This is a genomic window from Myxococcus sp. CA056 (genome assembly GCF_013336715.1).
Lineage (GTDB): Bacteria > Myxococcota > Myxococcia > Myxococcales > Myxococcaceae > Myxococcus > Myxococcus llanfairpwllgwyngyllgogerychwyrndrobwllllantysiliogogogochensis.
Window position 1 is genome coordinate 1,170,347 of record NZ_JABUMT010000001.1, and the last position, 26,591, is coordinate 1,196,937.

The 26,591-nt window shown below is 67.8% G+C and carries 24 protein-coding genes; 10 read left to right on the top strand and 14 right to left on the bottom strand.

The window, feature by feature from the left end; genetic code table 11:
* The first annotated feature begins 26 nt into the window (after positions 1–26).
* Together HUA76_RS04825 and HUA76_RS04830 are read left to right on the top strand one after the other, a co-directional pair.
* Positions 27–1,097, top strand: coding sequence for a sensor histidine kinase (locus HUA76_RS04825; protein WP_174460111.1), 1,071 nt, complete (start codon positions 27–29; stop codon positions 1,095–1,097).
* A complete protein-coding gene (locus HUA76_RS04830; RefSeq protein ID WP_174460112.1) occupies positions 1,094–1,810 on the top strand; it encodes a LytTR family DNA-binding domain-containing protein in 717 nt (238 codons plus the stop codon). Before HUA76_RS04825 ends, HUA76_RS04830 begins: the two co-directional genes overlap by 4 nt.
* Positions 1,811–1,818: 8 nt before the next feature.
* Here HUA76_RS04830 and HUA76_RS04835 read toward each other — a convergent pair whose 3' ends face one another.
* The 7 genes from HUA76_RS04835 to lspA (HUA76_RS04865) all read right to left on the bottom strand — a co-directional run bounded on the left by HUA76_RS04835 (position 1,819) and on the right by lspA (HUA76_RS04865) (position 7,673).
* Positions 1,819–2,202: a hypothetical protein gene (locus HUA76_RS04835; RefSeq protein ID WP_217439225.1), complete on the bottom strand. Its 384-nt coding sequence runs from the start codon at positions 2,200–2,202 to the stop codon at positions 1,819–1,821.
* 176 nt (positions 2,203–2,378) lie between these two features.
* Positions 2,379–3,257: a hypothetical protein gene (locus tag HUA76_RS04840; protein ID WP_174460113.1), complete on the bottom strand. Its 879-nt coding sequence runs from the start codon at positions 3,255–3,257 to the stop codon at positions 2,379–2,381.
* A 36-nt stretch (positions 3,258–3,293) separates the two neighbouring features.
* Positions 3,294–3,797, bottom strand: a complete 504-nt coding sequence (locus tag HUA76_RS04845) for an HAD family hydrolase (protein WP_141645089.1) — start codon at positions 3,795–3,797, stop codon at positions 3,294–3,296.
* Between the two features lie 10 nt (positions 3,798–3,807).
* Positions 3,808–4,938 (bottom strand): MXAN_5187 C-terminal domain-containing protein, encoded by a 1,131-nt coding sequence (locus HUA76_RS04850; protein WP_174457040.1) that lies wholly within the window; start codon positions 4,936–4,938, stop codon positions 3,808–3,810.
* Positions 4,939–4,979: 41 nt separating this feature from the next.
* On the bottom strand, positions 4,980–6,287 hold the full coding sequence (locus tag HUA76_RS04855; protein ID WP_141645087.1) for a prolipoprotein diacylglyceryl transferase: 1,308 nt from the start codon (positions 6,285–6,287) through the stop codon (positions 4,980–4,982).
* A 117-nt stretch (positions 6,288–6,404) separates the two neighbouring features.
* Complete coding sequence (lspA, locus tag HUA76_RS04860) at positions 6,405–7,016, bottom strand: signal peptidase II (RefSeq protein ID WP_174457041.1); 612 nt, start codon at positions 7,014–7,016, stop codon at positions 6,405–6,407.
* A 33-nt stretch (positions 7,017–7,049) separates the two neighbouring features.
* A complete protein-coding gene (gene lspA, locus HUA76_RS04865; RefSeq protein WP_141645085.1) occupies positions 7,050–7,673 on the bottom strand; it encodes a signal peptidase II in 624 nt (207 codons plus the stop codon).
* A gap of 142 nt (positions 7,674–7,815) precedes the next feature.
* Here lspA (HUA76_RS04865) and HUA76_RS04870 point away from each other — a divergent pair, with 142 nt between their 5' ends.
* Positions 7,816–8,172, top strand: a complete 357-nt coding sequence (locus HUA76_RS04870; RefSeq protein ID WP_371745747.1) for a hypothetical protein — start codon at positions 7,816–7,818, stop codon at positions 8,170–8,172.
* A 49-nt stretch (positions 8,173–8,221) separates the two neighbouring features.
* Here HUA76_RS04870 and HUA76_RS04875 read toward each other — a convergent pair whose 3' ends face one another.
* The gene (locus HUA76_RS04875; protein WP_174460114.1) at positions 8,222–9,910 is read right to left on the bottom strand and encodes an endonuclease/exonuclease/phosphatase family protein; all 1,689 of its coding nucleotides are present in this window, start codon (positions 9,908–9,910) and stop codon (positions 8,222–8,224) included.
* A 215-nt stretch (positions 9,911–10,125) separates the two neighbouring features.
* Here HUA76_RS04875 and HUA76_RS04880 point away from each other — a divergent pair, with 215 nt between their 5' ends.
* From HUA76_RS04880 to HUA76_RS04910, 7 genes are all read left to right on the top strand, one after another.
* Positions 10,126–10,839, top strand: coding sequence for a Mut7-C RNAse domain-containing protein (locus HUA76_RS04880; protein ID WP_141644023.1), 714 nt, complete (start codon positions 10,126–10,128; stop codon positions 10,837–10,839).
* A gap of 233 nt (positions 10,840–11,072) precedes the next feature.
* Positions 11,073–11,801 carry a hypothetical protein gene (locus tag HUA76_RS04885; protein ID WP_174460115.1) on the top strand — a complete coding sequence of 243 codons (729 nt, stop codon included), beginning with the start codon at positions 11,073–11,075 and terminating at the stop codon, positions 11,799–11,801.
* A gap of 29 nt (positions 11,802–11,830) precedes the next feature.
* On the top strand, positions 11,831–12,310 hold the full coding sequence (locus HUA76_RS04890; RefSeq protein ID WP_174460116.1) for a cytochrome c family protein: 480 nt from the start codon (positions 11,831–11,833) through the stop codon (positions 12,308–12,310).
* Positions 12,310–16,587 carry a DUF4114 domain-containing protein gene (locus HUA76_RS04895; RefSeq protein WP_174460117.1) on the top strand — a complete coding sequence of 1,426 codons (4,278 nt, stop codon included), beginning with the start codon at positions 12,310–12,312 and terminating at the stop codon, positions 16,585–16,587. The genes HUA76_RS04890 and HUA76_RS04895 overlap by 1 nt, the downstream gene beginning before the upstream one ends.
* Positions 16,584–17,114: a prepilin-type N-terminal cleavage/methylation domain-containing protein gene (locus HUA76_RS04900; RefSeq protein WP_174457047.1), complete on the top strand. Its 531-nt coding sequence runs from the start codon at positions 16,584–16,586 to the stop codon at positions 17,112–17,114. The genes HUA76_RS04895 and HUA76_RS04900 overlap by 4 nt, the downstream gene beginning before the upstream one ends.
* A complete protein-coding gene (locus HUA76_RS04905) occupies positions 17,111–18,307 on the top strand; it encodes a prepilin-type N-terminal cleavage/methylation domain-containing protein (RefSeq protein WP_174460118.1) in 1,197 nt (398 codons plus the stop codon). The genes HUA76_RS04900 and HUA76_RS04905 overlap by 4 nt, the downstream gene beginning before the upstream one ends.
* A 2-nt stretch (positions 18,308–18,309) precedes the next feature.
* Entirely contained in the window at positions 18,310–18,978 is a 669-nt protein-coding gene (locus HUA76_RS04910) for a Tfp pilus assembly protein FimT/FimU (RefSeq protein WP_174460119.1), read from the top strand.
* A 198-nt stretch (positions 18,979–19,176) separates the two neighbouring features.
* Here HUA76_RS04910 and ileS read toward each other — a convergent pair whose 3' ends face one another.
* From ileS to HUA76_RS04940, 6 genes are read right to left on the bottom strand one after another with little or no spacing between them, the layout of a single operon-like run.
* Positions 19,177–22,077 carry an isoleucine--tRNA ligase gene (gene ileS, locus HUA76_RS04915; protein WP_174460120.1) on the bottom strand — a complete coding sequence of 967 codons (2,901 nt, stop codon included), beginning with the start codon at positions 22,075–22,077 and terminating at the stop codon, positions 19,177–19,179.
* A gap of 35 nt (positions 22,078–22,112) precedes the next feature.
* Positions 22,113–22,805, bottom strand: a complete 693-nt coding sequence (locus tag HUA76_RS04920) for a hypothetical protein (RefSeq protein ID WP_174457051.1) — start codon at positions 22,803–22,805, stop codon at positions 22,113–22,115.
* Positions 22,806–23,117, bottom strand: a complete 312-nt coding sequence (locus HUA76_RS04925) for a hypothetical protein (RefSeq protein WP_174457052.1) — start codon at positions 23,115–23,117, stop codon at positions 22,806–22,808.
* Position 23,118: 1 nt separating this feature from the next.
* A complete protein-coding gene (locus tag HUA76_RS04930) occupies positions 23,119–24,147 on the bottom strand; it encodes a pilus assembly protein (protein WP_174457053.1) in 1,029 nt (342 codons plus the stop codon).
* Complete coding sequence (locus HUA76_RS04935; RefSeq protein ID WP_174457054.1) at positions 24,147–25,802, bottom strand: TadE/TadG family type IV pilus assembly protein; 1,656 nt, start codon at positions 25,800–25,802, stop codon at positions 24,147–24,149. The genes HUA76_RS04930 and HUA76_RS04935 overlap by 1 nt, the downstream gene beginning before the upstream one ends.
* Positions 25,799–26,536, bottom strand: coding sequence for a TadE/TadG family type IV pilus assembly protein (locus HUA76_RS04940; protein ID WP_246137289.1), 738 nt, complete (start codon positions 26,534–26,536; stop codon positions 25,799–25,801). Before HUA76_RS04940 ends, HUA76_RS04935 begins: the two co-directional genes overlap by 4 nt.
* Between the last annotated feature and the right edge of the window lie 55 nt (positions 26,537–26,591).

Sequence of the window (26,591 nt, forward strand, 5' to 3'; positions counted from 1 at the left end):
TGGTCCCACGCAAGGCAGGAGCTCGCATGTCATCCCGACGCGCCAAGGTGTATGCGGCCTGCCAGGTGGGCGGCTGGGGCCTCTACGGTCTCGTGAACATCCTGCTGACCCTCCTCACGGTGGTGGCCCTGTCGCGAGGCACGGAGCAACTGCTGCCCCGCTCGTTGTGGACCCTCGCGATGAGTCTCTCGGGCGGAGTCATCACGCACTTCGCCCGAGCCCCGCTGAACCTTCGCGCGTGGGTGCGACTCCCGCTGCTTCGCCTGGCGCCACGCGTGGTCCTCGCGTGCGTGGGACTGGGCGCAATCCAGCAGGCCGTGGGCCTCTTCCTGGCCTACCCCGTGCTCGGCCTCTACAAGCCCGAGGACTTCTCCTTCGCCTTCGCCATCACCGGCGTCTCGTTCTGGGCCGTGGTGATGCTGATGTGGCTGCTGACCTACTTCACCGTCCACTTCGTGGACCGGGCCCGCACCATGGAGCGCGAGCGCTGGCAACAGCAGGCCGCGGCCCAGACAGCGGAGCTGCGCTTCCTCAAGGCCCAGCTCCAACCCCACTTCCTCTTCAACTGTCTCAACAGCGTGCGCGCCCTCATCGTCGAGGACCCTGCCCGCGCGCAGCAGGCCGTGACGCGCCTGTCCTCCCTGCTCCGCCACGCCCTCTCCGCGCGCGGCCCCGAGACGGTGCCACTGTCCCAGGAGCTCCAGGTGGTGCGTGACTACCTGAGCCTGGAGGCCATCCGGCTCGACGAACGCCTTCGCGTGCGCGAGGACGTGGCCCCGGAAGCGCTCGACATCCCCGTGCCCGCCATGCTGGTCCAGACGCTGGTGGAGAACGCCATCAAGCACGGCATCGCGCGGACTCCGGAAGGTGGCGAAGTGAGCCTGTTCGCCCACGTTCACGGAGGCGCGCTGCTGTTGGAGGTGGCCAATACCGCCGCGCCTCTCGGCACTCCCACCGCGCCCCACTCCAACGGCGTGGGCCTCCACAACGCGAGCGAGCGACTGCGCCTGCTGTGCGGCGCCCACGCCTCGCTCCTGCTCGACCAGACACATGCGGCGCTCACCACGGCGCGCGTCCGGATTCCCCTGCCCTCATGAGAGTCCTCATCGTCGACGACGAACGACTGGCCCGCGCCGAGCTGCGCCGACTGCTGGCCGCCTTCCCTGACGTGGAGGTGGTGGGTGAAGCCACCCACGTGGAAGACGCCTGCCGACAGGTGGAGGCCCTGGAGCCGGACCTGCTGCTGCTCGACATCCAGATGCCAGGCGGTACGGGCTTCGACGTGCTGGCCCGACTCGACGAGCCTCCGGACGTCATCTTCACCACCGCGTATGACGCCCATGCGGTGCGTGCGTTCTCCGTCAACGCGCTCGACTACCTGCTCAAGCCCATCGAGGCGGAGCGACTCGCCGAGGCCCTGGAACGGGTACGCCAGCGCGGCGGCCATGTACCGCACGCGCCTTCACGCACCCAGGACGCATCCCTGGAGCGGGTCTTCGTTCGAGACGGTGAGCGCTGCTGGCTGGTGCAGCTCGCGCAGGTGCCGCTCATCACCTCCGAGGGCAACTACGCCCGGCTGCACCTGGAGGGACATCAGCCGCTGCTCTTGCGCTCGCTGAGCTACCTGGAAGAGAAGCTGGACCCGGCGCGCTTCTTCCGCGCCAGTCGCCAGCACCTCATCAACCTCGACTTCGTCGAGACCCTGGAGCCCGGCCCCGGAGGCACGCTGGTGGCGCGCCTGCGCGGAGGCACCGAGGTGGAGATGTCACGCCGTCAATCCCAGCGCTTCCGTGAGCGCATGAGCCTCTGAAGCGCGCGTCAGTTGGCGCCACGCTGGCGCTTGGACGACTTGCCGGAGGTGAGCACCGTGTCCACCGCGGCCACGCTGCTGCGACGCCGCATCTGCTTCACGCGCTCTTCCATCTTCTCGTAGTGCTTCATGCGCGCCAGCATGTGCGGTTCCGAAGTCTGACAATGCAGCTGCGTCACTTCCTGGTGACGACGCCCCATCTCCTGCCACGTCTGGAGCATGGCCTGGTTGCCCAGGAGCCGCTCCTCGACATTGTCCAACACCGCGTCCAGCTGCTCGGCTTCCGCCTCCAACGCCGCGAGCCGCTCCTGGGACTCTTCCGAGGGCGTCGAGCACCCCGTGGTCACCGAGAGGCCCACCACCACCACCGACAGCCCGAGCCACCTCTGCATCCCCACATCGCCTCCCACGTGTCTCGCGCCATCCGCAAGCCTCTCGCGCGAAACCCAAACTAGGGAGGCCCCCCTGACGCGACAACCCGTGCGGGCAAGCGACCCGGCGGACTTTTCACGAAGTGACGATTCTCAACACCGCGGCGCGGGTTGGCGGCGGTGCCAACGCCCTCTTTTCACTCTCGAAGCGCTGGCACATGTACGCCGAGCACGGTGAGCATCGCCCACCAACCGAGAACAGTCCCCGCGCCCGCGCCAAGGACGGGCACAGGAAAGTTTCCGAAGAACGTCGAGCCCACCAGCGCGGCGAAATACAGGACGAAGGCGACGCCCAGTCGCGCGGTCCGCGAATCCCGACTCCGCGCCGCGAGGAGTCCCGGGAGCAACAACCCCGTCATCGCGGCAATCGCCAGGAACACCCCCAGCGCGCCTCGCGAAACGATGAGCACGAGGATGCGCTCCACATGGTCGACCGGAGCGAGCGGGTCGCTCCGCGTCCAGGTGACGACCGCGAGCCCCAGCATCCCCATCGCGATGGGGATGCCCATGCGCCTGTTCACGAAGTCGCCCCCCACCAGCAACGGCAGCGTCGCGAGCGCGAGCGCCGTGGCCTGCGAGGCATCCGGTTGCAGGAGGTGAAATCCCTGCACCAACACCATGAGCCCGCACGCGAGCCACGGAGGCCAGCCCCCGCGAGACGCGACGCCGAGCAACAGCCACGGCAGGAAGGCCGCTGACGCGTTGACTCGCACGGGCCCCAGCGACCACCAGCGATGAACACCCTCCAGCCCCGGCGCGGCCAACGTCGCGGCGATGGCGAGACACGCGAGCACGGGGAGCACGCGCTCCGCCCGGCGATGCGACTCCCACGGGCCCCGCGTCAGCAGCATGAAGCCCGCGCCGCCCAACACGATGGCCACGAGGTTCGGAAGAAACGCGGCGGGACGGACACCGTGAGCACTCGCCGCCCAGAGGCCGACGCAAGTCGCGAAGACGGGCGCGACGAACCACCAGGGCCGGGAGACCTTCATCACGCCCACGGGCTTCTCATCCAAGTCCCCTCGCCTCCGTCCACGCAGGCCCGCGAGTGGCTACGGCCGGTGACGAAGGATGAACTCACACACTTCGCGCGCGGCACCGAAGCCCGCGGGCTTCTGGGCGACGTAATGCACCTGCGCGCGCACCTCGTCGGGGGCCTCGGGCGGCGCGGAGGAGAAGCCCACGGCCTTGAGCAGCGGCAGGTCCACCACCTCGTCACCCATGTAGCCGCAGTGCTCCGCGGAGACGTTCAGCAGCGCCAGGAGCTTCTCGAAGTGCGCCACCTTGTCCTGGCTGCCGAAGTGCACATGCTTGATGCCCAGCGACTGCATGCGCATCTGCGCGGACAGGCTGTCGCCCCCGGAGATGGCAGCCACCTCGATGCCCACCTCCTGGAGTCGCTTGATGCCCATGCCATCCCGCACGCTGTACATCTGCGTCCAGCCGGAGTTGGGCACCCAGAAGATGCGTCCGTCAGTGAGCGTCCCGTCGATGTCGAAAATCATCACCGACAGACGCGCCACCCGCGCCTTGAGCGATTCCAGGTTCTGATTCATCGCGAGCGGCCTACTTCGGCACGGCCTTGAGCGAGGCCTTGCCGTCCTTGATGACGACCTTGAACTCCACCGCCTTGGCGTTGTGCTGCTTGAGCAGCTCCGGCACCTGCTTGCGCAGCGTCGCCGCCACCGACTCGTAGGAGATTTTCGAGGTGTCTTCCTGGCACCGCCGCTTCGCGGTGACATACGCGTCGTACACCGCCCGCAGCTTGTCGTCCGACATGCCTCCGCCACCCGCCGAGGGTGGCTTGGGCGGCGCCGAAGCCACCGGAGCTGGAGGCCGGCTGGGCGCCGTCACAGCAGGCACGGAGGACGGACGCGCCGGGGGAACGGTGGTGCCCGCCGGCTTCGCGGCGGCCATGCCCGGAGGCACCGTCGCGGTGCCCCTCGCCGGAGTGCCACCCACCGGCGACGTAATCGTGGGCAGTCCGCGCGGAGGCGTTCCCGTCACCGGCGCCACGGTGGGCTGGCCCCGAGGGGGCGTTCCCGTCACCGGCGCCACCGAAGGCATTCCACCCGAAGTCAGCGGCGCCACACCCGGCACGCCCGCTCGCGACGCGGGCGCCACGGCGGGTGCCACCGAAGCCACCGCGGAAGACCCGCGCGCGGGCATGGCCGAAGCGGCGGCGGCGATACCGGCCAGCTGCGGCTCGTTGGTGGGGCGGGGGCGGAGCACTTCCTCCACCTCCTCGAAGTCCATGTCGGAGATGTCCTCCGGCAGCTCCACCACGCCCTTCTTCGCGTCACTGCTGGAAGATGTGCCGCGCACCTCCGCGCGACGGCGGGCCTTGAACAAGTCCCTCTTGTACGTGCCCGCCTCGATTTCCTGCAGCGTGCGCGTCCAGAGCCGCTCGTACGTGAGGTACTTGCCGTGGATGCTCCCGACGCGGAACTTCGCGGCGGTGCTGCGGATGAAGCCGGTCTTCAGCCGCATCACCCGCTTCTTGAAGTCGTCGTGGGCCCGCGTGGGCGGATGACGCTCGTTGCCCAGGAAGTACTGCTCGTAGAGGTTGCGGAGCACGGCCAGCTCCGCCTCCAGCGCCTCACACTCCTGGAGGACGGCCTCACTGGAGCTGCTGTCCGCCTGGGGCTTGCCAGCGAAGGACTTCGAAGCGGACTGTCGGGCGTCGGGGGGAGGCATGACTCCTCAGAGTGTCCCCAACCCGCGCCCGGGGATCAACCTCACGCCGCAGACGGTGTCGGCCCCAGACCGCCCGCCGCCTCGCCGGCCCCTCGCCGCCCCTTCTGGTAGAGCAGCACGGCGCCAAAAGCGAACATGCACAGCGAGATGAACTGACTGGTGGAGACGTTGTACCAGGCCTCCAGCGGCACCGCGCCCGCCAGGCCCTGGGCCCCCAACGACTCCAGGAGCCCGTGCAGGGTGCCGCGCTCCACGTCCCCGCGGAACAATTCCACCGTGCTGCGCAGCACCGCGTAGGACATCAGCCACAGGGCGAAAATCTGCCCGTGGAAGCGCCGGAAGCGCCGCGCGTACAAGAGCCCCACGAAGAGGACCAGCTGGCCCACCGACTCGAACAACTGGGTGGGGTAGACACCCAGGGTGTGGCCGTGCTGGACCACCCAGTCGGAGATGCGCATCGCATCAGGCGCCGCCTGGTGCAGAATCTGCCCCGTCGCCTCCACCACGAAGCGCGAGTCCTCCAGCTGCGAGGAGTAGGCGAGGCTCGACGAGCTGCCCACCCGCCCGAGCAGGTCCTGCGCCAACCCCGGCCCCGGGAAGTGCACGGCGGTGGCCGCGTGCGAGGGCGCCACATCCCCCCAGCAGCACCCCGCGCTGAAGCAGCCCAGCCGGCCCAGGCACTGGCCCAGCGACACGGTGGGGATGCACACATCCGCCAGCCGCAGGAAGTCCATGCCGGACGAGCGCGCGAAGAACCAGGCCGCCACGGCCGCGCCGATGAGCCCCCCGTAGAAGACGAGGCCGCCACCCAGCGACAACACCTGCGTCCAGTCCCGCGCGTAGTCCTTCCAGTTGACCAGGATGAAGAGCAGCCGGCTGCCACCGATGCCGCCGATGAGCACCCAGAAGGCCATGTCCATCACCTGCTCGCGCTTCTTGGGCCCCTCCACATCCACCCACTGGCCCTCCACGAGCTTCACCTTGCGCCACTCGTCCTGCGCCAGCCGCCCCGCCACCGTCAGCGCGGTGATGAAGCCAGACGCCAGGAGCACGCCGTAGGTGTGCAGCGGGATGCCCTCGCCCTTGCCCCCGGGGAAGGCGTCGGCGGGCAGCGCGTACTTCAGGCCGAACCACGCCAACCCCGCACCCGCGACGCCGAAACCCAGCGCGCGCAACAGCTTGTCGGTGGAGTTCGTCGCGGCCCGCGTGCCCGTCTTCGGGTCCAGCACGCCCTGCGCGCCTCGCCACCCGTTGAAGGCGATGTAGCCCACCGTGCCCACGGCGACCGCGTACAGCAACAGCTGCGTCCAGAGGCTGGTGAACGTGAAGCGGATGAGGACGGGGAGCATGGAGACCTGCCGGAAGGCGAAAGGGGCGGCGCGGCGCGAAGGCTACCCCTGTCGCGCCGCCAGGCAAGGCGAGGGGGCCCGCCGGTCCGCCCGGCTGCCCTCCCGGGAGGCGTTGCTTCAGGTGGCCTTGGACTCGGCCTGTGCGGGCTTCTCCTTGCGGACGAAGGCGTCCACGAGCAGCAGCCCCACGCCCACGCAGATGGCCGCGTCGGCGACATTGAACGAAGGCCACGCGGCCTTGTCGAACCAGTGGGCTTCCAGGAAGTCGATGACGAAGCCCCGGGCCAGCCGGTCGATGTAGTTGCCCAGCGCGCCACCCAGCACGAGCGGCAGGCCCCACAGCGCCCACTTCTCCTCCGGGTCCGAGCCGGACAGCTTGCGGAAGTAGAAGACGATGAGGACGACCGCGCCCAGGCTCACCACATGGAAGAGCGGCCCGCGCTTCTCCGGGGACAGGCTGCGGAACAGGCCCCACGCGGCGCCCGGGTTCTCCGCGTAGCGCAGGCGGAAGAAGGAGTCGGCCACCTCGATGCTGCGGCGGGGCCGGTAGTGCAGCCCGTCGAAGCCCTGCGGGGGCGGCTCGCCGAACATGGCGCCCAGGCGCCCGCCCAGCGTCTCCTGCCCTTGCATCTGGGAGGTCAGCTCACGGACGACGAGGTACTTCGTCCACTGGTCCAGGACGATGACGCCCAGGGCGACGGCGATGAGGATGACGTATTTGCGAGGCACGCCCGGGGGCTTACACCACCGGGCCCCCGCCCGTCACGGATTGGGGCTCTGGGTGAGGGGCGCCGCGACGGCCTCCGGGCGGCGCACCTTGAGAGAGTCCAGCAGCATGAAGGCCACACCCACGCAGATGGCCGCGTCCGCCACGTTGAAGGTGGGCCAGCGCATGCCTGGCTGGTTGCGCCAATGCCAGTCGATGAAGTCGATGACGTAGCCGCGAATCAGCCGGTCCGCGAAGTTGCCCAGCGCGCCGCCAGTGATGAGCGCCAGCGCCACTCGCACCATCTTCTGGTCCAGCGAGGTGCGGCGGTACATCAGGAAGATGAAGGCCAGCGCCGCCACGCTCACCACGTGGAAGAACGCGCGCCGCACACCGTCCGGCAGGTTCGCGAACAGGCCCCACGCCGCGCCCGGGTTCTCCACGTAGCGGAAGTGCCAGTAGTCCTCGATGAAGCGATAGGGCCGCGTCACCCGCCGCTCACCCTGGGGCGGTGGGTCGTTGTCCAGGTTGTGCTGGGTGAGGAAGCCCGTCACCCGGGACACCCCTTCCCGCCCATCCAGGGCATCCGTCAGCCGGGACACAGCCAGATATTTGGTCACCTGGTCGGCGACGAGCACCGTGGTGGCCACGAGGAGGAGGAGGCGTAGGGAAGCTTTCATGAGGCGTCCCAATCCTCTAACCCGCCCCCCCGAGCCCTGACAACCCGGTGAGCGCACCTGGCCCCAGGAGGCCTGCCCGCTCTGTCTCCCTGCCAGCGCTTCTTTGGGGCATGGTGGAGATATGTCGCCTGTTGAGCCCGACGTGAATCCTTCAGTCTCCGACACGCCCCCACCCGCCCCGACCCAGACGGCGAAGCCCGAGAAGCCGACGCTGATGGGGCGCTTCAAGACGCTGATGCTGGAGTACGGCCCGCTGGCGCTGGTGACGAACTACGCCATCTTCGGCCTGGTGCTGGTGGGCTTCTACTTCGCCATCAAGCTGGGCTTCCAGCCGTCGAGCGCTGGCGAGCAGGCGGGCTCGTGGGCGGCGGCCTACGCGGCCTCGCAGGTGGTGAAGCCCTTGCGACTGGCGGCGGTGTTCGTGCTCACGCCGCTCATCGCGCGCATTCCACCGGTGGCGCGCTTCATCGAGCGCAACAAGCACAAGTGGAGCTTCTGAGCGCACGCGGCGACCCGAGCCTGGGCCGCCGCGCGCGAACGTCACCGACTCAGAAGGCGGGGACGCGGAAGTCCTTGATGATGCCCATGTGCTGCATGCCGGAGGCGGCGCTGTCTCCGGCCTGCACCGGCGCGATTTCCGACAGCGGCGTGTAGACGCGGCTGTCGAGCACCAGTCCACCCGGGAAGGTGCTGGAGCCGATGACGGTGGACTGGCGGTACTGGTTCAGGTCCGCGTCCACCAGGACGTGGTCATACGGCTTGCCCCGGCTGAAGTTGGTGTTGACGTTGCCGTTCTTGTCGGCCGGATACGGCGCGGTGGTGACGACCACGTCATCGAACGTGGAGAAGCAGGACTCCGAGCGGCTGTCGGTGTTGAGGTCGCCACCGATGACCAGATAGTCGCTCTCCGGGATTTGCGCCCGGATGTAGTTGACGATGAGGTTCGCCTCATTGTTGCGAGCGCCCGAGCCCGAGGTGAGCAGATGCACGCTCACCGCCCAGAGGTCCTTGGGACCGGGGATGTCGATGCGCGCCCACGCGAAGTCACGGTTGGAGACCTGCGTGTCGTTCCACTCACCCGACTGGATGATGGGCCAGCGGCTGATGATGCCGTTGGGGATCTGCGCGCCTTCCTCCCGGTAGTAATGGAAGCCGCTGCCCACCGCGTTCACCAGCGAGCTGATGTCCGCCACGGAGTCGGTCTGGTAGTTGAACTCCTGGATGAGCACCACGTCGGGGTCCACGCCCTGCATCAGGCGGATGCCGTGGCCCGGGTCGTAGTCCTGCCCGTTCCCGCTGGAGATGTTCGCCGCCATGATGCGGATGTTCGTGTAGCTCCCCGTCCCCGTGCCAGCGTCGGTGCTCGTGCCCGCGTCGGTGCTCGTGCCAGCGTCGGTGCTCGTGCCAGCGTCGGTGCCAGGACCCGGACCGGCGTCGATATCGGTGCCCGCATCGATCTCAGTGCCGGCGTCAATCTCGGTGCCGGCGTCAATCTCGGTGCCCGCGTCGATCTCAGTGCCGGCGTCGATCTCAGTGCCGGCGTCGATCTCAGGACCCGCGTCGGTCCCAGGACCCGCGTCGGTCCCAGGACCCGGACCTGCGTCAATCTCAGTACCAGCGTCAATCTCAGTGCCCGCGTCGACCACCGTGCCCGCGTCAATCTCGGTGCCCGCGTCGACCACCGTGCCGGGACCCGCGTCAATCTCAGTGCCCGCGTCGACCACCGTGCCGGGACCTGCGTCAATCTCAGTGCCCGCGTCGACCACCGTGCCAGGACCCGCGTCGACCTCGACGTCGCCACCATCCAGCGTGGACCCACCACCGTCGTCGGCCGACGAGCCGCCGTCGGTCTCCTCTCCACCGTCTCCGCCATCCCCCGCGCCCGCGTCATCTCCCGCATCCGGGGTCGCCTCGCAGACCTCGCTGGGCAGACAGAAGGTCGTCTCGCCGCCGTCGCGCTCCTCGCCCGTGGGGCAGCACGCCGCCTCCTCCTGACCACACACGGCCTGCGGTCCACACGGGCGCACGCAGATGGCTCGGTCATAGAACGGGACGTAGCGGCACTCCTCGCCCTCGCCACAGGCACTCGCCCCTCGCTGCGGATCACACTGAACCCACAGCACCCCGCCATCCTCCAGGGGCAGCGGCGTCTTCGGTGGATCCGAGTCACCACAGGCCAGAGCGAGAATCGTGAGCGAAACCGCCGCACACGCGAGGTAGGAAAAAGTCTTCTTCATGCGCTCGGGCCTGCTTCCATGATGACGATTCAAGGGGTGTCGACCGCCAGCACCGGCATGCGGACGGGCGCGGGAGTATAGGAGACGACCCGGGCGTCAGTCCTGCGACTTACCGCCAAATCGTACATTTACAGCGGTGAAAATCAGGTGACGAACCTCTCCCAATCCTCTCGGCCGAGACGTCGGGACCGTCGCGGCGGAATCAAGAGCACCCGGTGGTGACTGTTCGACTCCATGGCCGACTGAAGGACTTCCTCTCGCCGGAGAAGCGCGCGCAGGAGACGCTGCAGGTGACGCCCTTGGGCTCGCCCTCGGTCAAGGACCTCATCGAGTCACTCGGACCGCCTCATCCCGAAGTGGACGGGGTGCGCGTCAACGCGGAGCCCGTGGGCTTCGCGCATCGGGTGGCGCCGGGCTCGTTCGTGGAGGCGTGGCCGGCCCTCCAGCCCGTGGAAGGAATGCCCCGCTTCGTCCTCGACGTGGGCCTGGGCCGGCTGTCCGGCTTCCTTCGGATGCTCGGCTTCGACACCCTGTGGCGCAACGACTTCGCGGACGACGAGCTCGCGCGGATTTCGAGCACCGAGCACCGCGTCGTGCTGACCCGCGACATCGGCGTGCTCAAGCGAGGTGAAGTCGTGCTCGGCTACTTCCCTCGCGCGGCGGACCCCGTGGAGCAGTTGGTGGAAGTGGTGCGTCGCTATGGGCTTGGAGCCCGGATGAAACCGTTCTCCCGGTGCATCGCCTGCAACGCAAACCTGAGTCCCGCCGAACCTCACGAGGTGACGGGCCGTGTGCCCGAAGGTGTCGCGGAACGTCACTCGCACTTCCAGCAATGTCCCGACTGCCGCCGGGTTTTCTGGGCCGGCTCGCACCAGGAGCGCATGCAGGCCCTGGTGGACCGTCTGCGCGCACTCGAATCCGAGCGCTGATCCACGCCCAGGCCACCACACGCCTGGGAACTCCCGCAGTGAAGCCCGCACCTCGCAAAAACATGTGCCCTCGCACTTTTTGCGAGGTCGCTAATGACCCAAAACTCCTGGTGAAAAACCCTTACCACAAGGATTTCAGTGGGTTGCGGGCTTCCGGCCACGGGCACGTGAGTTGCTGAGTTGGCGACACTTCCGTCGCTTTCCCCCAAGCGGCGCGCACAGGAGTCCGTGAGATGGCGCACCGAAACCTACCCCGAAGCCGAGCGAGCGGAGGATTCACCCTGCTTGTCGCGCTTGGCGTCGTCGTGGTGGTGACGATGGCGGTGATGCTGAGCTACCGGGTGGTGGGCCGCGAGGCGGACACGCAGGCGGATGCGCGCCGGCAGAAGGAGGCGTTCTTCGCGGCGGAGGCGGGGCTGGCGGAGGGTCGCGAGGCCATGCGCCTGCGTACGCCCATCACCGACGAGACCTACAACCAGGTCTTCACCAACCTCCAGAACGCCAACGCCATCGTCGCGGAGCTGGGGTTGGCCGGTGCCAATCCGCCGTGGATGGAGCTGCTTCCCGCCAGCGCCGGAGACCCCTGGAACTACCTGCGCCTCACGCCGAACGACATGCCGGCCGCCGAGAAGGCCAGCGCTGATGGCGAGGTCTACGTCGACTACCCGGAGCAGAACAACGTCCGCTACCGCGTCTTCGTGCGCGACGATGTCGACGACGGCAACCCCCTGACAGACGTGAATGGTCAAGTCTGGGTGGCCGCCGTGGGCGAGGTGCTGAGCCGGGAGGGACGCCCCACGCGGTCCGTCGTCCAGGCCCTGATTCGCAACCAGGCGCCCCCCATCATCGTGTCTCCTGGATGTCCCCAAGGCGGCTGCGGCGCCGACAACACGCACAGCCCCTCGCAGAGTGGCGGGGGCACCGCCCCTGACATCACCATCGAACTGCCCCCCAATCCCTGAACATTTCTCGCTGTCTTGCGAGTCCGCCCATGAAACGACTCCCGCTTCTCGCGCTCCTGCTGCTTCCTGGACTCGCTGCGGCGAATCCCGAAGGCCAGAGTGCTTTCAACAATACCTGCTCAAGCTGTCACACCCTCACACCGCAGCCCTCGAAGCGTGCGTTGAAGGCACAGAAGGCGGGCCACGCGCGCGTCACGACACCCGCGCGGTCTCCGTTGGAGCGCCGGGTCGAGATTGGCAAGCTCGTGAAGGAGCGCTCCAGCGCGGAGCTCCGCACCTGGATTACCGCGCCCAGCGAGGTCAACAAGGAGACCCGTTGTGACACGCGCGGGATGAATCCGACCGACCTGGACGCGTTGGTGGCCTACTTGAAGACCAGCTCGCGGCCGCCCCCGCTGTCGCGCGATGACCAGCTTCGCCAGCAACTCCAGAATGACCTCGCCGCCCGCCGCGCGAAGCAGCGGCTCGAGGCGCGTGAGTCCTCCCGTCCTGAACAGGGGAAGAAGTGATGAGAATCCTGACCCGTGCCCTTGCCGTGCTCAGCCTGCTGGCGGCCCCGCTCGCACCGGCCCAGAACGCCACGAACCTCTGTGAGGACCACCTGGCGGTGGACAAGCAGCAGACGTTCAGCGGCACGATGGAGCGCGACCCCGGCGAACCGAACGCGACCATCAACGTCGTACCGGGACGAGGGGCGCCTGAAACTAACGCCACCAACCTCCAGCTCATCCCCCCGGAGCCCCTCAACCCGGAGAAGATCTTCTTCCCGTACGACCAGCGCGTCACCATCAGCTACGTGTTCGAGTCCGCCGGCGCCTCCCACGCGCTGGGCTACATGTTCCTGGATGACGCGATTGATGCTGATTACGTGGACGAGGATTCCGGAGCGCTGCTCGACCTCAACGCCAACGGCATCTACGACCTCCACGAGGACCTGTTCAACATGGCGCCCACCTCGGGCCCCAAGATGCGTCCTTACGTTGGCAAGGCAGGCACTCGCCGCTGCAACAAGCCCTTTACCTCCGGCGGGATGAACTACACCGAACCGGAACTCGCCATGAAGGACGACTGTGCCATCACCTTGGAGCGGCGCCTAGGGGAAACCGGCCCCCGAGCAGGACTCGCGGATGCCCGCCCCGGCCGGGGGTCCACCCATATCGATACAGACCTCGTGGGTGTCGCCAAGGGCGCCGGGAACGTCGTGGGGGCGGGCTTCTCCGACGGGGGTCTGTTTGCCCGCATCCCCAACCTGCTGGAGCCCAAGGACCCGGAGAACGGCGGCAAGGGCATCGGCCAGATGGTCTTCCTGCTCGCGGACGATGATAGCGACAAAGACGCCTACCGCGCACTCCCTCCTATCGCCGACATCTCCGACTCCTTCAACGGTATCCCTGACTACAATGTCTCCAACTACGATAACCGGGGCATCCTGTTGGACCCGGGCAGCCGGGACAATGTCATCGACATCCGGGACCGCACCGTGGACCTGGGCCCCATCCCGGGTGGCAAGGAAATCGTCTTCTTCCTCATCGTCTACTACGATTCCAACCATGGGCCGAACGAGGGCACCGTCTATCCCTGCCTGAAGCAAGACAGTGACGGGAAGTGCCTGCTGCACATCCGCTCCCCCATCTCCGTGTTCTTCTCCAAGTCGGCGTGGAACATGGACCAGAACTCCACGGACAATCCCTCGGTGGCCGAGCGCAACATCGGCTGCGAGTACGTGGATTCCTGCAATGCCGACGACCAGACCAGCATGGCCGCTGACTGCATGCTGCAGGACAACTCGAAGAAGATGTGTGGTTGGTTGGATGACGACACGCTGGACCGCCTGGCTTCAGAGGCGACGTACGGCCAGTTGGTCATGCCCAAGGAGCCGGTGTCGATTCCTCGCCCCGTGGGCAACCGCAATCCCATGCCCCACGTCATCGTGGGAGCGCCGTCCACCGACCCCTTCCGATGGATTCTGGGCTTCGAGGACCTTCCCGGCGGCGGTGACCGCGACTTCAACGACGTGGTGTTCGTCATCAACAAGAAGAATGGCGGCACCGAGCGCTCGGCGAGCCTCTCCGGGGACATCGACCTGAGCGATGCGGCGGATTTCGTCATCACCAAGGTGCGTTTCGGGCGCTATGACGACGCGGCGCCCTACCCGAACTACCCGGCCAGGTGCTCCACTCCCCCGTGTTGGACGGAGACCACCCCGGGAGCCTGCAAGCTGCCTGGCCGCCAGCCGCCCACCATCGAGTACTCGGTGGCGGTGGATTGCCACAACGTGGTCTTCGAGAACGGCGCATGGGTTCGCAAGCCGAACTTGAACAGGCAATGGATACCGGTGCGCTTCCCGGCCGACTCCCCCAACTCGACGGAGCTCGACCTACTGGATATGGGATTCACCGGCTCGCAGTTGTGCTGGAAGGTGGAAATCACCAGCCCTGATGACCGGTGTGTCCCTGTCGTCGACAACGTCAACGTGGGCTATCAGGCCGTCAGGGCGGGAGCGTACTCGCGCTCCTCACCCTCCACCGTGGGCAACGTCATGCTCTGGGGCGTGAACGAGACCCCCGGAAGCGCCTGGGGCAAGTCCTGGCCCGGCATCGGGCAACCCGAGGCCAGCACGCGCCTCTACGACGACCGCAAGGATTACTCGCTGCGCGGCCGGCTGTACCTCGCCTCGCGCTATGACCCGGAGAACCCCACCGTCGCCAACTTCATGGAGCGCTGGGATGCGGGCAGGGTCATGGCCATGAGCCTCCGGGGCGCCGCCAATCCGCTCGACCGCAAGCTCTACACGCAGGCCGCGGATGACAGCCGTGCCACGCTCGAAGACGACATGACCGGCGACGACGCGGCCGACAGCGTCCTCTTCCCCGACTCGCTCTGCAACGAGCAGGTCGCTGGCAAGTACCTCTACGACATCAACAACGACGGCCGGTGTGGCACCCCGACCATCGAGTCGCCGGCGATCAAGCACATCCCGGAAGACTTCAACGACCGGAACGTCTTCCGCGAGTGGCTGTATGGGTGGGAAGACCACCAGTCGCCGGGTGCCACCAACGTGAAGCGCCCCTGGCCCATGGGCGGCATCAACCTGTCCACGGTGGCCGTGGCCGTCCCGCCCTACCTCGACTCGTGGGCGCAGAACGCGCCGATAGACGAGCGCGACCTCTATCGTCGCAACTTCATGAGGACCCTGGAGCAGCGGCCCACCGTGGCCTACGTGGGGACGATGAATGGCTTCCTGCACGCCTTCGAGTCGGGTGCCTTCCGCGTCGACGCCAATGACACGTGTAGCCCGGGCAAGCTCCAGGCCAATGGCTACTTCAAGCCCTCCGGCGCCGGCTGCGCCCCGCCCATCACCCCGCGCGACTACGGCAACGCCACCGAGAAGTTCGCGTACCTGCCGCGCACGCTGCTCGACCGCTACCGCTACCTCTACGTCAAGTACCAGGGCTCGGCGGAGAAGCCGAAGCCGCAGATGGACGCTTCGCCCACCATCGCCAACGTGGACTTCGGCGGCCTTGGCGCCAAGTGGACGCTCCCCAGCCCCGTACAGGCGACCGACCGCCCCCTGAAGGGCGCCCGGACGGTGCTCGTCTCCGCGACCGGCAAGAGCAGCCCCGCCGTGTTCGCGCTCGACATCACCCGGCCTGACAGCGCCGAGTACCCGATGCCGTTGTGGGAGTTCAATCTGAACGACAACAACATCCTCGGCGCGTTCACGGATGCAGCCGATGACGACGACGACGTTCTGCTGCCAGACAACTCTGGTTCCCGTCACAACCCGTCCGTGGTCCGCATCAAGTGGGGGGACGAGTCGGCGGGCAAGTGGACGGCCATCGTCGGCACGGACTACAAGCCCACGTCGGGCCGCTCCGGCACGATCTACCTGCTCGACATGACGACAGGCAAACCCCTCCGGAAGGGCAACGGCAACCCGGGCAGGTACGCTGGCGTCATCACCCTGGACGAGAACTCGGGCATCGCGGGTGCGACCGCGGCGGTGGACACCAACCGCGACGGCGAATACGACGTCCTGTACGTGCCCACCACGGCGGGAAGCGTGTACCGCATCAACCTGGACTCCGTGGAGACGAGCCGCAAGCTTGGACGCCAGGTCAAGACGTGCAAGATCGCCAGCGCTCCGGTGGCGGCCGCGACCCACCGCGACGCGGCGAACAACCCGGCTGGCACAGAGATCTACCAGCAGATTCACGCCAACCTGGCGATCTCGGTGGTGCGCAGCGGCGCCGCGCCTCGGGTCCGCTTCTACTTTGGCACCAGCGACAGCCCGGACGAGTTCAGCGACGGTCCCCCGAACAAGAACGACTATCAGTACCACCTGATGGCCTTCGAGGACACGGACCCCAGGGGCACCGGGGCTTGTGCCCTGCTCGACCCCCTTTGGGTCTCCCCGCTGGACGCCGGTCAGGCCGTGTGGGGCGGCGTGGCGCTGGGCGGTGACAAGGTTTTCACGACCACCGCCGTGGGCACGACCGCGGACCTCTGCAACCTGAGCGAGGACGAGAGCGGCAAGCTCTATTCGACGTCCCAGACGCCGGATGGCAATGGCAGCGTGGCGCAGACGAGCGTGGCCCTGACGGGCCATGGCATCAGCGCACCGGTGGTCCAGGGCAGCCAGGTCATCGTGCTTCCGTCGGGTGGTCCGGGTCGTGGCACGCCCCAATCGCGTGGCGCCCTTATCCCCCCGGGGGTCAACGCGAATGACTCACGCTCGCGTATGCTCATCTACGACCCCATCCCGGATGGAAGGCTGCCACGATGAAGTCTCCGCGGTTCCATACCTCCAGGGGCGTCACGCTCCTGGAAGTGCTGGCCACCATGGCCGTGATGCTGGTGGGCGTCGCGGCGGTGATGACGCTGGTGACGCAGATCAGCGCGTCCAACCGGCGCACCCTCACCGCCACCCAGGCGCAGTTGCTCGCCGAGCGAAGGCTGGAGACCATCACCGCCATGGGATGCTCACCCGCGCCCAACCCGTGCAGCAACCTGGGGTTCCTGGACAACACGCGCGAGCGTGTATGGCAGACGGCCGCTGGGGACCTGCTGCCCGCGAAGCCCACCAATGGCGCCGTCGCGCGTGAGTACGAGGTGGCGGTGGACCTCGACAGCAACGCCCTCGGGGGCTCCATCGAAAATGGTGCGGCGGGATTTCCACCCGTGAATCGGGACCTCGGCGGGGTGGCCAACAGCCCCGGTAACGTCGTCAATGTCCGCGTCTCGGTGAGCTGGATTGAGCCGGCACGCACGGGACGCCAGGTGGTGGTCCTCCAGACGCGGGTGGCGCCATGAGCGGGTCTCTTCGTCGCAAGAGGGGCTTCACGCTGCTGGAGGTGATGATCTCCAGCGCCATTGGCGTCATCGTGCTCGGAGTGGGCCTGGTGGTGGGCATGCAGATGCAGCGGCGTGCCCTCTTCGAGGAACAGACGATGGTGGCCCAGGTGACGGGGCGGGCGGTGAAGGACCTGCTCACCCTGGACGTGCAGCGGGCCGGTATCGGCATGAGCAATTCGCGCATCCAGTTCGCCGATGGAGACCAACGCTTCGCGATTCAGAGCTGGACCGGGCTGGACATGCGGGTGGCGACAGGGCCCTTCGCGTCGGACCTGGGCTTCTCGCTTCCCACCAACGCGCCCTATACGGATATGGCGTCGGACGTGCTGCAGTTGTTCTGGGGTGACCCTCGCAGCATGATTTCGCTCACGGGCTGTGACGGTGGCATCGGCAGCAATGTCAGGGCAGGAGCGGAGCTGTGCACCACTCCGAACCCGCCCACGGTCCTCAAGCCGGCCGCCGGACCGCCAACCCCCATCCTCGTCGCGAACCCCACCCAAGGTGCCCTGGCCTGTCACTTCAGGCTCACGGATGTTCGCGCAGGGGATGCCCGGGTGGTGGCGAGCCCGGGCCTGGGCATCGCCAACACCAACAACGGTCCCTGTTCCGACCCCCTGGACCCCTTGTGGCAGCGGGCGGGGTGGGTGGCCATGCGCACCGTGAGCGCGGCCTACCGGGTGAACTGGGCGGGAGGCAGCCCCGCGCTGGAGTACATGGCTCCCGGCGCGAACACCTGGGCGGTGGTGAGCCGGGACGTGGAGCAGATGACGGTTCGCTATGGCGTCATCAACTTGAACCTGCCCAACAACGCCTACCGGTGGTTCCCCGCCGTGCCTGGCGGGACAAGCATCGACCAGTGCACGATGAATGGCACCACGGCCTGCACCGTGGACGTGTTGGTCTCGGACGAAACCCCGGTCACGACGAATGAGGAACTGCGTGCGCGCCTGCGCCAGCGGGTGCGCGAGGTGGAAATCACGCTGGTCATCCGGACGCCACGCTCGGACCGGTCGGTGGTGGACCCGGCGAAAATCAACGTGCCAGACGATGACGGCTTCCCGCAGGATGGCTTCAAGCGGCGGACCTATACCCTCCGGGTGACGCCCAGGAACTTCGTATCAGCGGGCCTGCAGCCCGCGGCGGGGATATGAGGATGATGCGCGCACGCGGAATGACGCTGTTGGAGTTGATGATCGCGCTGGCGGTGGTGGGGCTGATGCTGTCCATGGCGTTGATGGGCATCCAGCGGCCCATCGACGGGCAGCGTGAGTCGGCCGCGACGCGGGAGCTGTGGTCCTCCGCGCTGCGGGCGCGTCAGCGCGCCATCGCCACCAACCAGCCGGTGCGCATCGTGGTGGAACCCAACATCACGATGCCGGACGGAATGGTGCGAACGGTGGCTCGCTGGGAGCGGCTGACGTGCGGCAACAACTGGGACAACAACACCTGTCCCCAGATTGCCTGCGTCAACGCCACGTGCCGGACCAACGCGGCCTGCTGCTCCGAGGTAGGGCCCGACGTCATCATCCCGGACACCATGAATGCCGCCTCGGTGCACGGGCTCTGCTACCTGCCAGGCATGGGCCGCGCGGTGCGGCCCGGAAACCTGGGCTGCATGCAGGGTCAGCTCGACAACACGGCGGCGCTCGCCGCCGCGGCCCCGGGCAACCTGCAGCTCAACTTCAACGCGGAGTCGGGCCGCCCTCGCAGCCTGCTCATGGTGGAGCCCCTCACCGGTCTGGCGTCGCTGCTCGACTGCGACTCCAAGCAGGCCGAAAACCTTTCCGTGCCCGCGTGCACCGCGCAGCCACCACCTTACTGAGCACTCCGTCAGGCGGGGGAGGCCCCGCGGCTTCACCCGCTGACAGACACGAAGTCCCCATGGGCCCGAGTCTCCTCACGGAACTCGGGCCCGTTTCGTTTCGGGCCCTGGCGGCCCCAGCGCATCGGGAGCACTGGAGACACGACGGGCTCGCGGCATGGAAGAGCCGCGAGCCCGTGGGACTTCCGGACAGGTGGCCTACGGGGCCAGCGCCTCGCGGCACTTGAGGCACACGTCGCCGCCCTGCCCCACCGCTTCCGAGTACGTCCAGCAGCGCGGGCACTTGTGGCCCAGCGCCGGCTTCACCTCGGCCAGCACCTTCACGCCTTCACCGAAGACGCGCGTCACGTCCAACGACGTCGCGTCGATGCCCTCCGCGTCCACCAGCTCCACCTGGCTGGTGATGAAGAGGCCGGGCAGCTCGTCCAGGTGCGCCTTCAGGAACTCCCGCACCGGGGCCGACGCCATCAACAGCACCCGCGCCTCCAGCGACGCGCCAATCCGCTTCTCGCGCCGAGCCGCCTCCAGCACACCCTGCACCGCCTCGCGCAACGCGAACAGCTTCGCGTAGCGCTCCGCCAGCGCCGGCTCCAGCTTCGCGCGCGCCTCCGGGAAGCCCGCCAGGAACACGCTCTCCGTCGCCTTGCCGGGCAGGAAGCCCCACGCCTCCTCGGCGGTGAAGCTCATCACCGGTGACAGGAGCCGCAGCAGCACGGAGGCCACCTCGTGCAGCACCGTCTGCGCACCCCGCCGCGCCTTCCCATCCGTGCGCCACGTGTAGAGGCGGTCCTTCAGGATGTCGAAGTACACCGCCGACAAGTCACCGGCGCAGAAGTCCACCACCGTCGCGTAGACGAGGTGGAACTCGTAGTCCTCATACGCCTGCTTCACGCGCGTGACGACTTCCGACAACCGGCCCAGTGCCCACTGGTCCAGCGGCAGCAGCTCCGCGTACGGCACCGTGTGAAGCGCCGGGTCGAAGTCATACAGGTTGCTCAGCGCGTAGCGCACCGTGTTGCGAATCTTCCGGTAGCCCTCCGACAGGCCCTTGAGAATCTGGTCCGACAGGCGCACGTCGTTGCGGTAGTCGCTCGCCGCCACCCACAGGCGCAGCACCTCCGCGCCGTACTGCTGGATGATCTTCTCCGGCGCCACCACGTTGCCCAGGCTCTTCGACATCTTCTCGCCCTTGCCGTCCACCACGAAGCCGTGCGTGAGGCACGCCTTGTAGGGCGACATGTCGCGAGTCCCCACCGCCACCAACATGGACGAGTGGAACCAGCCCCGGTGCTGGTCGCTGCCCTCCAGGAAGAGGTCCGCCGGAATCCGCTGACGGCGCTCCAACACCGCGGAGAACATGCACGCCGAGTCGAACCACACGTCGAGGATGTCCGTCTCGCGGCGGAACTCCCCGTGCCCACAGCGCGAGCACTTGAAGCCCTCGGGCAGGAAGTCCTTCACCGGCGTGCGGTACCACACGCCCACGCCTTCCTTCTCGACCTGGGCCGCGACTTTCTCCATCAGCTCCGGCGACACGAGCGACTCGTCACAGCCCTCGCAGTACGCGATGCAGATGGGCACGCCCCACGTGCGCTGACGGCTGATGGTCCAGTCCGGCCGCGTCTCCAGCATGCCCCGGATGCGGCTGTGCCCCCACGAGGGCACCCACTCCACCTTGTCCACCTCCGCCAGCACCTCCTGACGGAACGTCTTCTCCCCGTGGAACGGCACGTCCATGGGGATGAACCACTGGTACGTCGCGCTCAGGATGATGGGGTTGTGGCAGCGCCAGCAGTGCGGATAGCTGTGCGCCACCGTGTCCTTCGCGTCGTTCAGCAACGCGCCCTTCTCCACCAGGACGGCGATGACGAGCGGGTTCGCCTCGAACACGCGCTTGCCCGTGAGCGCCTCGCCCACCGTGTCGTCGTAGCGGCCGTCCGGGCGCACCGGGTTGTAGATGTCCAACCCGTAGCGCAGGCCGACCTCGTAGTCCTCCTGGCCATGCCCCGGCGCCGTGTGCACCAGGCCCGTACCGGCCTCCAGCGTCACGTGCTCGCCCAGGACGATGCGCCCCCGGCGCGCGTAGAACGGGTGCTGGTACGTCAGGTGCTCCAAATCCTGGCCCTGCGCGTACGCGAGGATGCGCGACGGGTCCACCAGCGCCGCCGCGGACACCTCGCCGCCCGGCAGCTCCACGTGCTTCACCGCCAGTTCGTCCGACTTCACCTCCGCCAGCACCTTGGGCAACAGGTCCTTGGCCACGCAGATGACGCGCGAGCCCAGCTGGTAGAAGACGTACTCCAGCTCCGGATGGACGGCGATGGCCAGGTTGGCCGGCAGCGTCCACGGCGTCGTCGTCCAGATGGCGAAGGCGACGTCCTTGCCCTTCAGCGCGGGCACCCGCTCGGCGATTTCAGGGCCGGCCGCGAAGGCCACGTACACGGACGGGGACTCGTGCTCCTCGTACTCAACTTCCGCCTCCGCCAGCGCCGTCTGGTCATACAGACACCAGTACACGGGCTTCTTGCGGCGGTAGAGCATGCCCCGGCGCGCGAAAACGGCCAGCTCACGGATTTCCTGCGCCTCGTAGGCGAAGTCGAGCGTCTTGTAGGGCGCGTCCCACGAGCCGAACACACCCAGCCGCTGGAACTCCGCCTTCTGGATGTCGATGAACTCCAGCGCGTACGCGCGGCACTGCTCCAGGAAGGCGTCGCGCGACAGGGTGCGCTTGTCCACCTTCTTGTCCTTCAGCCGCTTCTCGACGGCCTGCTCAATCGGCAGGCCATGCGTATCCCAGCCGGGGATGAAGTCGCACCGGCGGCCCACCTGGTTGCGGTACTTCACCACGATGTCCTTGAGGACCTTGTTGAGCGCGTGGCCCGCGTGGAGGTGGCCGTTGGCGTAGGGCGGGCCGTCCGGCAGCACGAAGGGCTCACCCGCCGCGTTCTTCTCCAGAATCTTTCCCCAGATGCCCCGCTCCGCCCACCAGCCGAGCATCCGTGGCTCGAGCTGCGCCAGGTTCCCCTTCATCGGGAACTCCGTGCGCGGCAGGTTGACCGAGTCCTTGAAGTCCTTGTCCTGGGAGGGCGTGTCGCTCATGTCGACAGCGCCCGTAACACGCTCGGTTCAGCGCTTCAATCACCCGCGGGCTTCGCATCCTCGGGAGAAACGGTGCGCCGCACGATGATGACGGCCAGCCTGCCGTCCTTGGCAGGGGTCAGCTTGAGCTGCATCTCGTCCTGGCTGGAGCGATACACCCGGGGCTCGACTTCCTCGAAGCCCGCCTGGGTCAGCTCGTTGCGGTAGAAGACCTCCACGTCCGCCGCCTTCGCGCTCACCGAGTAGACGAGCGTCCGCGCCCCCTCCATGTCCGTCTGCATCATCCCCGCGCCCCCGGGATAGATGGGCGCGACGTTGGACTGCGGACGCGGCCCCTGCGACAGGTCCGCCTGTCCCAGGAACACCGTCGTCGTCCCGTCCGGATTGGGCTGGAGGATGGCCGTGTAGGAGACGAAGGCGCGCGTGTCGATGGCGGTAATCATCGGCTCGCGCAACAGCTGCGGCTGACGCGACTCCGGCGGGACATGCAGCCCCCACGACAGGAAGCGGTCCACCAGCGCCTGGAGGATGTCCTCCGGCCGCGCCTTGCTGCGCACCGCGCTGAGCTTCACCGGGACGCCGCTGGAGAGCACCGGCTGCGTCACCTCCACCACGCCCACCACGCCAGGCACCTCCCACTTGAAGGGCGTGCGCTGGGCGGCGGCCTGTCCGGCGGACAGCATCCCCCACACCAGCAGACCCCAGGCTCCGCTCCTCACGCGCGCCATCTAGCGAACCCGTCCGCTCTTGCCCTTGCGGGGCGACTCCAGGCCCTCCGGGTCCACGCAGCGCTCCGCGCACTCGTTGAACTTCTTGTCCTGCTTCTCCTGACAGCGGAGGGCGCAGGACTGGAAGGGCCCGGGCTTCGTGGGGTCGTCCGAGGGCGAGGGACACCGGTCCATGCACGAGCGCATGGTGGCGTCGGCCTTGGTGGTGCACTCCATGCTGCACTGGTTGCCATCCGCCAACGCCAGATGAGCCATGAGCACGGCGCCCAGGCCCAGCATCCAGCGCCCACCCGAGAGGGACACGCGCGTCATCTCAATCACAGTCCTTTCCCAGGAAGCAGCCGCCATTGCCGAAGCGCTCCAGGTGAGCCGCGCCATACGGGAACGTGGTGACGCCGATGATGGAGCCCGGCGTCGTGGGCCAGATGCGGGAGATGGGGTCCATGAGGGGAGGGGCCTGGATGAAGTTGACGACGTCCTCACCCGCCGCGCTCATCCAGAAGGTCTTCTCCATCATGCCCAGGCCCACCATGGCGAGCGCCGTGGGAGGCAGCGGGTTCCAGAACAGCGTGGCCTGCGCCAGGTTGCTCGCGGCGGTGGGGATGGGCAGCGTCGTCGGCGCGTAGGTGGACCACACCGCCGCGTGCATGGGCGCGTTGGTGCAGGGGATGAGCTGGTCCTGCATCAAGATGTTGCAGGTGGCCGACTCCAGCGGGCCCGCGAGCCCCCAGTCGTCCACGAGCATGGAGAAGCGACCGTTGCAGGTGCCGCCCACCGCGCGGCCCACCGCGCAGACCCGGAGGTTGGTGAGGGAGTTGTCCAGGTTTCGCTTCTGGTAGAGCGCGCCGTCCGAGGGGCCGTCGAGGAACGAGCTGGGAAAGCGCCAGGTGCTCAGCGTGGCCTCGGCGCCGCACGCCGTGCCGCCGTTGTCCCGGTAGACGAGCCGGGTGGGAATCGCGCCCGTCCAGCCCACGCCCACGTCCATGCCGCAGCGCACCTGCATGCCGGTGCCCTGCGTGAATACCTGGGTGATGCGGCCGGCGCCCGGAACGGAGGACAGGCCCTTGAAGTCCGAGTAGCGCGCCTCGGCGTTCGCGGCGGCATCCCGCATGGAGTCCTCCGCGTCGTCATACGAGACGGGGATGGTGTGCATCTCCCCGTGCGTGCCATCCCACAGCGCGGAGACCGCGGCCTCCTGCACCTTCAGCGACAGGAAGCCCACCTCCGCGAAGTGGATGCCGAAGGCGATGATGGTGACGAACAGCGTGGTGCCGATGGCCGCTTCGAGCAGGGCCTGGCCCCGAGCGTTCCGGCGCTGAAGACGAGAGCGGCGCGGTGTCATCACTGAAGCCCCTTGAAGCCCGCGTTGCGCAGCTCCTGGAAGGTCTGCGCCGCGACGGGCGAGCTGATTCCCAACGTCCCGATGGCGTCACGCACGCCATTGTTGTCGATGTCCGCGCCCACGAGCGTGGCGCGCCAGTACGGATTGAGCAGGTTGGGCGGCTCGCTCCAGTGGTGGAAGCCCAGGCTCTCACCGCGGTGGTAGTAGGCGATGCCCGTGGACAGCGCCGTCTGCGTGCTGTTGGGCGTGCCATCCGCCAGGTTGAAGCTGGTCGCGTCGTACACGTTGCCCGCGCTCCCGGACTCGAAGCGGTAGCGGAAGGACAGGTCCCACGGGTCCAGCTTGCGCGCCATCAGGTCTCTCTGGACGACGGCGAAGTTCTTCGGCTGGCCGTAGTTGTTGCCCTCGCCGTTGAGCAGCAGCGTGAGGTTGTAGTCCAGGAACGGCGGCCAGATGCCGGGGCACGACGAGGGCCCACCCAGGCAGGGCGCCAGCATGTGATTGAAGGGGCCACCGGCATCAGCACCGCCCGTCCACCTGTGCTCGGGCCGGGGCATGAAGCCCCCCGACGACACCAGGGACGCCGTGGTCGACTGGGTCCCCGCGACGCTCGCGGGACAGGCGACGGGGTTTCCGCCATGCAGCAGGTGGTTGTACATCCAGCCGATGCGGCCCTGCTCATCTCCCGTGAGCGCGGGAGCATAGGGAGGCAGCAGCGGCACCTTCCGCCCCGGCTTGCCGAAGTACGTCGTCCCGTTGGTGGTGGGCAGCACCGTCACATCGTCCGGAAGCCAGATGACGAAGTCCAGGTTGGCCTGGTGCGCGGTGTAGTCCCCCAGCCGCCACTGGCGGTGGGTGACGAAGTGGAAGCCGCGGCTGCCCATGGCCGCGTTGACGGCGTGCGCGACGGTGAGCGGCAAATCACAGACGGCGCCATCGTCCGTGCAGGCGATGCCGCCACTCAGCTCGCCCTCGTTGACGCCGCCGATGTCGGGCACCTTCCAGGCGGAGTCTCCCACGAACTTCCCCGGACCCTCGATGTTGCGCAGAATCCTGTTCGTGAAGTGCTGGCTCCCCAGGGCGTCGCGCAGGTCGCGGTAGTTGTCCTGCTGCGCGACGTAGAACGCTCCCTGCGCGATTTGGTGCGCGAGAATCTGGAGGTTCACCATGAAGTCCATGGACTGGAACACGGCCTCCACGCGCGCCTGCTCGATGCGCAATTGCGTCTGGAGCATCCCCAGGTCCGACACGCCCTGGCGCCCGCAGCGGCACTTCTCCCGACACCACGAGCTCTTCGCGGCGCAGGGACAGCCGGTGGCCATGGCCAGCTGGTAGGGCTTCTTGCCAATGCCGAAGCCCGTGTTGGCCGCATTGAGCTGCGCGCGGTAGAGGCTGGCCCAGCTCACCAGGCTGGTGGCGCCCGCCTGCGCCACCGCGTGGCCAATCTGCGCGCGGTTCATCACCGCGATGTTGTTGAAGGTGCGCGCGGTGGCCACCGCGTTGGAGTAGGCCGCCGCGTCCGCCACCGTCTGCAGTTCGATGCGCTCACGCACCTTCATGGAGAAGGAGAGCGTCATGGTGACCATGAGCACCATCAACAAGGTGCCCAGCACGAACAGCACCAGCGTCTGACCACGAGACAGGGAGCGCTTCATCGGGGGCAGTCCATGGTGGCGAAGTGGCGCCGCTTGGCGGGCGTCAGCATCCGCATGGTGAAGCTGGTTTCGATGGGGAAGACGTACTCCTCGCGAGCCACCCGCGAGGCCAGCTCGGAGCGGATGTCACCCGCCAGGTTGAGCGGCGTGGAGAACTCCCCCGCGTTCCAGTTGGCGTTGCGCTCCGCGGGCATCAGCGGATTGGCGGCCGTGTAGTCCTGGATGCCCATCTGCGCCATGAACATGCGCGACATCACCCAGTTCGCGAACGGGATGCGCATCGGGTACCAGTAGATGAGCTGCACCTCCAGCCGCCTCAGGTGCCCCGGGTCGTCGAACGCGCGGTCCTGCGGGCCGTCGATACCGCCCCCCACCAGCGCCCGGTTGATCCACACGATGCCGCCGGTGTGCACGCCGTCCAGGCCGCTCCGGTAGCGGTTGTCCCGGCGCGCGCCGAAAGCCGCCGCCAGCTTCGCCGGCGCGCCACCCCCGCCACCATGCCGCACCTCGTCGGTGGCGCTCGACATGCCCAGGAACGAGTGGAACGAGGGCAGCAGCGCGAGGATGGCCGCGTGGGTCATCCGCTCGCACTCGCCATGCGCCACGCTGCCCGCCCGGGTCGCCTGGAACGCCGCGTACTGCGCCAGCACGCGCGCCTGCAACATCAGGAACAACTGCAACGTGCCCAGCAACAGGAACACCACCAGCGGCAGGGTGATTGCCGCCTCCACCATGGCTTGTCCTGACTGGCCAACATTCCTTCGAGGGTAGGAATTCATGGCAGCACGC